At 52.5% G+C, this 1572-nt stretch carries 2 protein-coding genes and 1 pseudogene; 1 reads left to right on the top strand and 2 read right to left on the bottom strand.

Annotation, left to right across the window (positions count from 1 at the left end; translation table 11 throughout):
- Window positions 1–141: 141 nt before the first annotated feature.
- Window positions 142–591 carry a hypothetical protein gene (locus LDO26_RS18100; RefSeq protein ID WP_232132487.1) on the bottom strand — a complete coding sequence of 150 codons (450 nt, stop codon included), beginning with the start codon at window positions 589–591 and terminating at the stop codon, window positions 142–144.
- A 71-nt stretch (window positions 592–662) separates the two neighbouring features.
- Window positions 663–1199, bottom strand: coding sequence for a hypothetical protein (locus LDO26_RS18095; RefSeq protein WP_232132486.1), 537 nt, complete (start codon window positions 1197–1199; stop codon window positions 663–665).
- A 299-nt stretch (window positions 1200–1498) separates the two neighbouring features.
- On the opposite strand from LDO26_RS18095, the pseudogene LDO26_RS18255 reads away from it, so the two are divergent.
- A pseudogene (locus LDO26_RS18255) lies at window positions 1499–1572 on the top strand (DUF1153 domain-containing protein); the annotation flags it as partial.

Below are 1572 nucleotides of genomic sequence, written 5' to 3'. Positions count from 1 at the left end.
GCACGATCTCAAGGTGTTCCAGTCGCTTTTCCGTTGACATTTAATCACTCCGTTAGTTGTACATCGCGATAAGCAGCCTAACGCCTGAATTAAGCCGCGCCGCGAAGCGGCGTCGGCTTGAATGAATCGTTAGGCGGCCCCTCAACAGTCAACATCTCCAGTGGCATTGATGATTTGATGTCTGGTGCCTGTAGAGACTTCATAGGTTGCATTGAATTTGGTCACCTCACAAGAATCGCTGCCCTTTGGGCAAAGCCAAGATGCCAGGTAAGTAGCATAAACGACGGCGCCATTCTTTGAACGATACATGGAAGTTTCCACGCTGCCCAGACCCTTTAAATGGCCTCTAGTTGAAATCGGTGTCAGCTCTGTATCAGTGCCACCAATATTCATGAGCACTCTGGACTGGTCATATTCGGCTAAGAATATGAAGCCCTCTCCTGCGTGGGTAGAAGATGCCCTCCATGAGAAACCATTAATTGCAGATTGATCATGCAATGGGGCGATAAGATTCGTCGAACGAGGCTCTCCACTGCGGCATACAGCGGGAGTCAGCAAGGCAATTGCTAGAAGGGGCAACGAAATCTTCATGGGCCGCCTAACGCTTGAATTAAGCCGTGCCGCGAAGCGGCATCGGCTTGAATGAATTGTTAGGGCTCACTCTACGCCAACTTAACAGCGCGAATTGACTTGCGAAAGTTGTCCGCAAAGCTCGGCATTGCCCCACACTCAACAGCCAGCTTGAAGAATTCCTCTGAGGCGTGATGTGGATCTAATCGATGCTGGCGTACACATGATCGAGCGTATGGGCCCAAGTCAACAATGTCGCTGCCAGTGAGGTGAGAAGAGCCGGCCTCGCTTCTGAACTTCTCAATCGCCGTTATAGGTAGGTCTGGTCCGCAAATGAAGTACTCAAGATGCTTAAGAAAGTGCGGGTGCTTCAGTATCTCCACACCAGACGTTCCGTTTCTCTCGAAGACGTCTTTGCGCGACTTGCCTCGGCCTGTCGGGTTGAAATCGGGATCAGTGAAGTAGGAAACTCGCACTTCAGGCACCACGTTACGCTCAAGAATTCTAGAAGCTAGAGCTTCCATCTGCGCGAGCGAACCCCGCAATTCCTCGAGGTCTTGCCAGTTAAAGCAAATCTCTGAGAACAGAGTTCGCTCTTCAACATTAAGGGGAATATCCGGTTCTCTCATGCTGAGCCCTAACGCCTGAATTAAGCCGCGCCGCGAAGCGGCGTCGGCTTGAATGAATTGTTAGGCAGCGCCCGAAAGAACTTGGGAGCCACCCAAGAGATGAGCGGCGCAACTAAGTAGCCGGCTGCGATGGCAGCACCGAGCGGTAGGGCTGCAAAGCCAAAGGCGATTGCGCAGAGGAAAGCACCACTGGACAAAGCGCCAATGCACAAGCCAACAAGTCAGCCCAAGGGCATCCGGCGCCGATGTAATGACCCACTGATTTCCTGCTCAGGTGTTACTTTCCGAAGGAGACACCGATGAGCCAAGTGATGGACGAAGAGATCAAGCGTTGGACGGCGCGGCGCAAGTCGGCGCTGGTGCTGGAGATCAT

The organism is Proluteimonas luteida, assembly GCF_021191695.1.
Classification (GTDB): Bacteria; Pseudomonadota; Gammaproteobacteria; order Xanthomonadales; family Xanthomonadaceae; genus Luteimonas; species Luteimonas luteida.
The sequence above is the reverse complement of the archived record's forward strand: the minus strand, read 5'-3'. Positions and strand labels throughout refer to the sequence as shown.

What these genes read in the sequence shown, in the direction of transcription:
- LDO26_RS18100 (WP_232132487.1), bottom strand. Translation starts at nt 591, where the DNA reads ATGAAGATTTCGTTGCCCCTTCTAGCAATTGCCTTGCTGACTCCCGCT.
- LDO26_RS18095 (WP_232132486.1), bottom strand. Translation starts at nt 1,199, where the DNA reads ATGAGAGAACCGGATATTCCCCTTAATGTTGAAGAGCGAACTCTGTTC.